This window comes from Klebsiella sp. GW_Kp182 (genome assembly GCF_040062275.1).
Lineage (GTDB): Bacteria > Pseudomonadota > Gammaproteobacteria > Enterobacterales > Enterobacteriaceae > Klebsiella > Klebsiella michiganensis.
Genome location: NZ_JBEAFQ010000064.1, coordinates 22,476 through 29,885, shown reverse-complemented (window position 1 = coordinate 29,885; position 7,410 = coordinate 22,476). Strand labels below are relative to the sequence as shown.

General features: G+C 60.2%; 8 protein-coding genes. All 8 read right to left on the bottom strand.

All coding sequences use genetic code 11. The features are described 5' to 3' along the window. Positions 1–16: 16 nt before the first annotated feature. The 8 genes from sitD to ABLU88_RS25550 all read right to left on the bottom strand — a co-directional run bounded on the left by sitD (position 17) and on the right by ABLU88_RS25550 (position 7,407). The gene (gene sitD, locus ABLU88_RS25585; protein WP_116280422.1) at positions 17–871 is read right to left on the bottom strand and encodes an iron/manganese ABC transporter permease subunit SitD; all 855 of its coding nucleotides are present in this window, start codon (positions 869–871) and stop codon (positions 17–19) included. Then, on the bottom strand, positions 865–1,713 hold the full coding sequence (gene sitC, locus ABLU88_RS25580) for an iron/manganese ABC transporter permease subunit SitC (RefSeq protein WP_014226546.1): 849 nt from the start codon (positions 1,711–1,713) through the stop codon (positions 865–867). Before sitC ends, sitD begins: the two co-directional genes overlap by 7 nt. Beyond that, positions 1,710–2,531: a manganese/iron ABC transporter ATP-binding protein gene (locus tag ABLU88_RS25575; protein ID WP_014226545.1), complete on the bottom strand. Its 822-nt coding sequence runs from the start codon at positions 2,529–2,531 to the stop codon at positions 1,710–1,712. The genes sitC and ABLU88_RS25575 overlap by 4 nt, the downstream gene beginning before the upstream one ends. Beyond that, on the bottom strand, positions 2,528–3,445 hold the full coding sequence (locus tag ABLU88_RS25570) for a metal ABC transporter substrate-binding protein (protein ID WP_109241305.1): 918 nt from the start codon (positions 3,443–3,445) through the stop codon (positions 2,528–2,530). Before ABLU88_RS25570 ends, ABLU88_RS25575 begins: the two co-directional genes overlap by 4 nt. 178 nt (positions 3,446–3,623) lie before the next feature. Further along, on the bottom strand, positions 3,624–4,586 hold the full coding sequence (locus ABLU88_RS25565; RefSeq protein ID WP_004124158.1) for a LacI family DNA-binding transcriptional regulator: 963 nt from the start codon (positions 4,584–4,586) through the stop codon (positions 3,624–3,626). Between the two features lie 56 nt (positions 4,587–4,642). Beyond that, positions 4,643–5,557 (bottom strand): ROK family protein, encoded by a 915-nt coding sequence (locus ABLU88_RS25560; protein WP_348838450.1) that lies wholly within the window; start codon positions 5,555–5,557, stop codon positions 4,643–4,645. Between the two features lie 189 nt (positions 5,558–5,746). Continuing rightward, the gene (locus tag ABLU88_RS25555; protein WP_014226542.1) at positions 5,747–6,061 is read right to left on the bottom strand and encodes a PTS lactose/cellobiose transporter subunit IIA; all 315 of its coding nucleotides are present in this window, start codon (positions 6,059–6,061) and stop codon (positions 5,747–5,749) included. Positions 6,062–6,084: 23 nt separating this feature from the next. Continuing rightward, a complete protein-coding gene (locus ABLU88_RS25550) occupies positions 6,085–7,407 on the bottom strand; it encodes a PTS sugar transporter subunit IIC (protein ID WP_128910206.1) in 1,323 nt (440 codons plus the stop codon). Between the last annotated feature and the right edge of the window lie 3 nt (positions 7,408–7,410).

Genomic DNA, 7,410 nt, shown 5'->3' with positions numbered 1-7,410 from the left:
TAGCCCGGGTAAGGCGTCAGCCGCGACCCGGGGCTTCGCCGGAACGAGCCGTGGTTTGACTATCGCGAACCGACGTCCAGATAAACGCGATAACGAATAGAACGGTAAACAGCACCACAATGGTCGGCGCCGGGGCGCTGTCGAGATAAAACGACAGCCACACGCCGCCCAGCGAACAGCTTAACGCTATCGCCACCGCCAGCAGCAGGGCGCTGACAAAACGCCGCGTCAGCAGCAGAGCGATCGCCCCCGGCGCTATCAGCAGCGAAATCGACAAAATGATCCCCACCGCTTTCAGCGTCGCCACGATGGTCAGCGCAATCATGCATAGCAGCCCATAATGCAGCAGCCCGCAGCGCAATCCGCTGGCCTTCGCCTGCTGCGGATCAAAGGCGTGCAGCAGAAAATCACGCCACTTAAACCCGATTATCAGCGCAATCGCCAGCGCGATCAGCGACGTTTGCGCAATATCGCTGGCGGAAATACCCAGCATGTCGCCAAACAGAATATGATCGAGATGGACCTCCGACTGAATCGACACGTACAGCACCAGGCCCGCGCCAAACATCCCGGAAAATACGATGCCCATGATCGTATCGCGCTTAATGCGGCTGTTATCGTCGAGATAACCGGTGGCGATGGCGCAGAACAACCCGGCGATAAACGCGCCGATGGCGAAGGGGATACCGAGGATATACGCCACCACCACGCCCGGAAAAACCGCGTGGCTCATGGCATCGCCCATCAGCGCCCAGCCCTTGAGCACCAAAAACACCGACAGCAGCGCGCAGGGGACGGCAACGATCGCCGCCACCAGCATGGCGTTGACCATAAAGGAGAACTGGAAAGGTTCAATCAGCGCGCTCAGCATGAGGCCTCCCTGGCGCGGCGACGGCTGGCGAGCAGGCCGTGCTTCGGCGCGAAAACAAAAGCGGCTAAAAACAGCAGCGTCTGGGCGACGACGATAATCCCGCCGGTCGCCCCGTCCAGATAGTAGCTCAGCCACGCGCCGAAAAAGCTGGTCAGGCTGCCAATCGCGACGGCAATCGCCAGCAGGCGCGGGAAGCGGTCGGTCAACAGCCAGGCGGTGGCCCCGGGCGTCACCACCAGGCAAATCACCAGAAACGCGCCGACGGTCTGCAGCGCCGCCACGGTACAGGCCGCCAGCAGGGTAAAGAACAGCAGCTTCAGCGCGGTGGTATTCAGGCCAATGGAACGAGCGTGGTTTTCATCGAAAAAGGTCACCATCAGGTCTTTCCACTTCAGCAGCAGAATCGCCATCGAAATAGAGCCAATCGCCGCCAGCTGGATAATATCCTCCGGGGCGATGGCCAGAATATTGCCGAGAATAATGGTCTGGATATTCACCGAAGTGGGGTTCAGCGACACCATAAACAGGCCAATACCGAAAAAAGAGGAGAAGATCAGGCCGATAATCGCGTCTTCCTTCAGCTTCGAACGCTGGTTAAGAAACAGCATGCTGCCCGCCGCCAGGCCGCCGGAAAGAAACGCCCCCAGCGCGAAGGGCAGGCCGAGCATATAAGCGCCCGCCACGCCGGGCACGATGGAGTGGGAGAGGGCGTCGCCAATCAGCGACCAGCCTTTAAGCATCAGGTAGCAGGAGAGAAACGCGCACACCCCGCCCACCAGCGCCGAGACCCACATCGCGTTCAGCATATAGTGATAACCAAACGGCTCCAGTAGCCAGCTCATCTTTCGCCTCCCGCCGCCCGACGGCTGATAAACGGCCGCTCATCGTCGGTGATAATCCGCTCTTCCGCGCCGCTCAGCACCACGTGGCGCAGCACGCCGCTAAACGCCAGTTCGAGGTTTTCGGCGGTAAAGGTGCTTTCCGTCGGGCCGCTGGCCAGCACGGTGCCTTTGACCATCACCGTGTAGTCGCAGAACTCGCTTACCGAGCCGAGGTTATGGGTGGAAACCAGCATGGTGCAGCCTTCGTCGCGCAGTTCCCGCAGCAGCTCGATGATGCGCGCTTCGGTCTGCACGTCGACGCCGGTAAAGGGTTCATCCAGCAGAATGACTTTTCCCTGCTGAGCGATAGCGCGGGCCAGAAACACGCGCTTTTTCTGCCCGCCGGAGAGTTCGCCGATCTGGCGGTGGCGGTACTCGCTCATGCCGACCCGCGCCAGGGCGGCGTCGACAATCTCATGGTCGCGCGGTTTGGCCCGCCGTAGCCAGCCCATATGGCCATAGCGCCCCATCATCACCACATCTTCCACCAGTACCGGGAAGGACCAGTCCACCTCTTCCGCCTGCGGAACGTAGGCGACGAGGTTCTGCCGCAGGGCGCGATTAACCGGCTGACCGAGAATCGCAATATCGCCTTTTCCGACGCGCACAAAGCCCATCAGCGCTTTAAACAGCGTCGATTTTCCCGAGCCGTTCACCCCGACCAGCGCCGCGATGGCGCTGCGTGGGACGCTAAACGAAGCATCGCGCAGCGCGGTATGACCGTTGCGGTAGGTGACGCTGACGTTGTTGACCGCGAGGCCCGGCAGCTCGTGACTCATGCCTGTTTCCTTAGTCCGTCGTTGATGCCCTGGACGATGGTTTGGGTGGTGACGCGCAGCAGGTCGAGATAGGTCGGCACCGGGCCATCGGCGGCGCTCAGAGAGTCGACGTACAGGACGCCGCCGTAGTGGGCGCCGGCCTCCCGGGCCACCTGACGCGCCGGTTTATCAGAGATGGTGCTTTCGCTAAAGATAGTCGGGATCCGCTCTTTCTTCATGGTGTCGATGGTTTTGCGCACCTGCTGCGGGGTGCCCTGCTGGTCGGCGTTTATCGGCCACAGATAGCGCTCCTGGAGGCCGTTATCGCGGGCCAGATAGGAGAACGCGCCCTCGCTGGTCACCAGCCAGCGCTTATCCTGCGGCAGCTTCGCCAGTTCCGCCTTCAGCGGCGCCATGGTCTGGCGGATCTTCTCTTTGTAGGCTTCGGCGTTGTGGCGATAGACGTCGGCGTTCGCAGGATCGTATTTCACCAGCGCGTCGCGAATATTATCGACGTAGATCAGCGCATTGTCCGCCGACATCCACGCGTGCGGGTTGGGTTTGCCGTTATACGGCCCTTCGCTGATGCCCATCGGCTGAATGCCGTTGCTGACCACCACTTCCGGTACTCCGTTTAAGTGCTGATAAAAGCGGGCGAACCACAGTTCAAGGTTCAGGCCGTTGGCGAGGATCAGCTGTGCGCCCTGCGCGCGTTTGATATCCCCGGGGGTCGGCTGATATTCATGGATCTCGGCCCCCGGTTTGGTGATGGAGCTGACGTCGGCGGCGTCGCCCGCGACGTTTTGCGCCATATCGGCGATCACCGTGAAGGTGGTAATCACTTTAAATTTCTCTTTTGCCTGGACGGGGGCGACGGCCAGCAGCGCCAGCGTGGCGGCAAACATCAGATGCTTCAGGGGTGGCAGGTGCAGCATAAGGTCCCTCACAACGTTGTGGTTAATTAATCATCATTTATAGCCATTGCTATGTTATATAGCACAAGCTATTTATAAATGAAAATAATTCTTATTTAGATGTGAGGCGAATGATTAGCGTGCGAACCCGCGGCCGGAGAGGAAAAGGCCCGGCCACGCGGAAGGCCGGACGCTGAAATCAGGAGAGATCGGCCACCGACTGGCGGGGGATCAGGCGGCCCGCCAGCGTGCGCCCTTCGGGAGAGAAGGTGGGGCGCTCGTCAATCAGGTTGCGGATACGCTGCAGGCAGTTCTCCATCAGCTGCTCCAGCGGCCAGGAGATACAGGTCAGCGGCGGATTGAGCAGCGAGGCGAGGGGAGAATCTTCCAGGCTCAGCAGCGAGACCTCCTGCGGTACGGCAACGTTGAACTCGCGCAGCAGGCGCATCGCTTCGGCGGCGTAGCGGTCCCGTTTCACGATAATCACCGAGTATTTGCTGAAGCTGTTAATCAGCGTCAGCAGCGCCTGTTCAACGTTATCGTTGGCCGCCAGCATCAGCTGCCGGTTAAAAGGGATGGAGTAGTTTTGCAGGACGTTGCGATAGCCTTCGAGCATCTGGCGGCTGGCGTCATCGCTGTCGTTATCAACGAGCAGCGCGATATTGCGATGGCCCTTGCCGATCACGTAGCGGCAGGCGCTTTCGGTGGCAAAAGCGTAGTCGTAGCCCTGATTATTGACCCCGGCAATGCTGAAGCGGTCAAAGGAGATCACGTTGCGCGGCGCATCCGCCGGGACGGCGCCGAGCACCACCACCGCCACGCACTGGCGCTGTAAATCGTCGACGACCGCCGCCTGTTCCGCCGCATCCGTGACGTACTGAACAATCAGGTTTTTATTCAGCCCCTTCAGCGCTAGCGAGAGCATCGGCAGCAGGCGCGCGCCGCTGCTGTCATCGTTCGCCGGGATCACCAGCCCCACGTGATTGGATGTCTGACTGGCGAGGTTTTGCGCGGCAAAGCTCGGGCGGTAGTTAAGTTCCTCTACCGCGCGCAGCACCGCTTCCCGGCTCTCTTCGCGCACGCCCCGCGTGCCGGTCAGCACGCGGGATACCGTCGCTCGGGAGACATTCGCTAATCTTGAAACATCATCAATGGTTGGCATGGCATTTTCTGTCTGAATATTTTCGCCTAGCTTAGCATACCTGCTGAAAAAAGTGTCTACCGCCGACCGGCTTCAGCGTTGGCCAGAACCGGCAGCCAGGCCGCGCCGCGCACGCCGCTGGCGTCGCCGAAGCGGGCCTGTTTGATCTGCGTTCGGCAGCTGTCGGAAAAGAGATACGGGACAATCGCCGACGGCAGCTGCTCATAGATTTTCCCGACGTTGGAGAGCCCACCGCCCAGTACAATCACCTGCGGATCGAGGATATTGATTACCGACGCCAGGCTACGGCCGAAAGCGTCAATAAAATGCCGCCAGTGGGCCAGCGCCTGCGGTTCGCCGTTTTGCGCGGCGGCGATAATCGCTTCCGCAGGCGCCTGCTCGCCGTAGCGGCGGGCAAAGCCGGTACCGGAGATAAAGCTTTCGATGCAATTTTCTTTGCCGCAGTAGCAGGGCTGCGCCGGGCCGTCGCGCTCGGGGCAATAGCCCGGCAGAGGATTGTGTCCCCATTCGCCAGCGATGGCGTTAGGCCCGCTGAGCAGCCGTTGGTTCACCGCGATGCCGCCGCCGCAGCCGGTACCGATGATAACGCCGAATACGGTGGTTGCCCCCGCGCCCGCGCCGTCTACCGCCTCAGAGAGGGTGAAGCAGTCGGCATCGTTCGCCATCCATACCGGTTGAGCGAGCTCCCGCATCAGGTCATGACGCAGGTCGTGGCCGTTGAGCACCAGACAGTTACAGTTTTTAATCAGGCCGCTTTGCGGGTCGATAGCCCCCGGCAGGCCGATACCGAGAGTAAACGGCCGTTCGCTCCAGTCGCGGACGGTCGCAATCAGTCCGAGCAGCTGCTGCATAAACGCCTGATAGCTCTCTTTATGCGTCGGACGGCGCTGGCGATAGACGCACTCGCCCGCCGCGTTGAGCAGGACGGCTTCCATTTTGGTGCCGCCAATGTCTAAACCCAGATGTAGCATGGTTGTCCTTAATTGTGGTCGACGGTTTCCCGGGCCGCTACGCGTGCAGTTCAGGTAGCCCGGCTAAGCGCAGCGCGAGCCGGGAAGTCAGCCAGCCAGGTGACATGAGAATTTACCGTTTTCCCGGGTCGCGGCGTAAACGCCTTACCCGGGCTACGTCATCTCCTCTCCCCTGGATAGGGGGGAACCCTACGCGTGCAGCGGTCGCGAGCGGTAAATGGCGATCAGTTCGCCGATCAGCTCTTTCGCCAGAATCGAGGTCATCAGATGATCCTGAGCGTGAACCATCACCAGAGTCATTTTGGTTTTACCCTCGCCTTCGTCGGCCTCAATCAGCTGGGTCTGTACCAAATGCGCCTCGCGGGCAAAATGCGCCGCTTCTTTCATTTTTTCGTCGGCGGCGGCGAAATCACCCGCTTTAGCGCAGCTCAGCGCTTCGTAACAGAGACTACGCGACTGCCCGGCGTTGATGATGATACCCATTACCTGTTCTTCTAATTCCATGACAAACCTCTGAATAGTATGAATTATGCGGACTGCGGCGCGCTTTCGGCCTGGGCCGCTGCGTTAGCGTGCTCCTGCTCCAGCAGCTGTTTTTCGTAGGCTTTGAGGAACGGCAGATACATCACCATCGCCGTCGCCATGCAAATCAGGCACATGATCACCGGGCTAAAGCTCCAGTTCGCCGCCCACGAGGCGCCGATAGGGGCCGGCGTCGTCCACGGCGTCATCGACACCACGCGGCTCACCAGGTCCAGCTTCAGCGCAAAGTAGGCCAGGGTTGCGTTGATCATCGGCACCAGCACGAACGGCAGGAAGAACAGCGGATTCATAATGATCGGCGCGCCGAACAGAATCGGTTCGTTGATGTTAAATACGCCCGGCACCACGCCCATCCGGCCAATCGTCCGCAGATGCACCGCCTTACTGCGCAGCAGCATCAAAGCCAGCGGCAGGGTGGAGCCGACGCCGCCGATCAGCAGATAGTGATCCCAGAAGCCCTGGACATAGATATGCGGGATCGCGGTGCCTGCGGCCATCGCCGCCTGGTTGATCGACAGGTTCGCCATCCAGAACGGATTCATAATCCCGGTGACGATCAGCGCCCCGTGAATGCCGGCAAACCACAGCACCTGGCATACCAGCACCGACAGCAGAATCGCCGGTAGAGTATCGGACGCCGCCACCAGCGGTTTCACCAGCGACATGATCGCTTCCGGGATGATCATGCCCAGCTGCGCTTCGATAAACAGATTCAGCGGATGCAGGGTCAGCACGATCGCCAGCACCGGGATCAGGATCTCAAACGAGCGCGCCACGCCCGCCGGCACTTCAGGCGGCAGACGGATCGTAATATTGTGGCGCTTGAGGAAGGCGTACAGCTCGGTTGAGTAAATCGCCACCAGAATTGCGGTGAAGATCCCCTGGCCGGAGAAGTAGGCGGTGGAGATCTGGCCATCTTTCAGCGGCGCGGCCACCAGCAGGAACGACATCAGCGACAGCATCCCGGCGGTCAGCGAGTCCAGATTGTGGTGTTTTGCCAGGCTGGCGGCGATCCCGACGGCGATAAACAGCGTCATCACCCCCATGCTGAAGTTAAACGGCAGCATCAGCGCATCGCGATGATCGAGAGAAAATTGCAGCCAGGCGCGGGCAAAGCCCCACGTTGTATCCGGGGAAAACGGCGGGAAGATAAAGACCAGCAAAAACGAGCCGACGATCATAAAGGGCAGGGCGGTAATAAAACCGTCGCGGATGGAGGTGATGTATTTTTGTTGGCCGATCGCCCCCGCCATAGGCGTGATCTTCTGTTCAATCACGGCGATCAGCTTCGCGTACAGAGAGCTCATGAT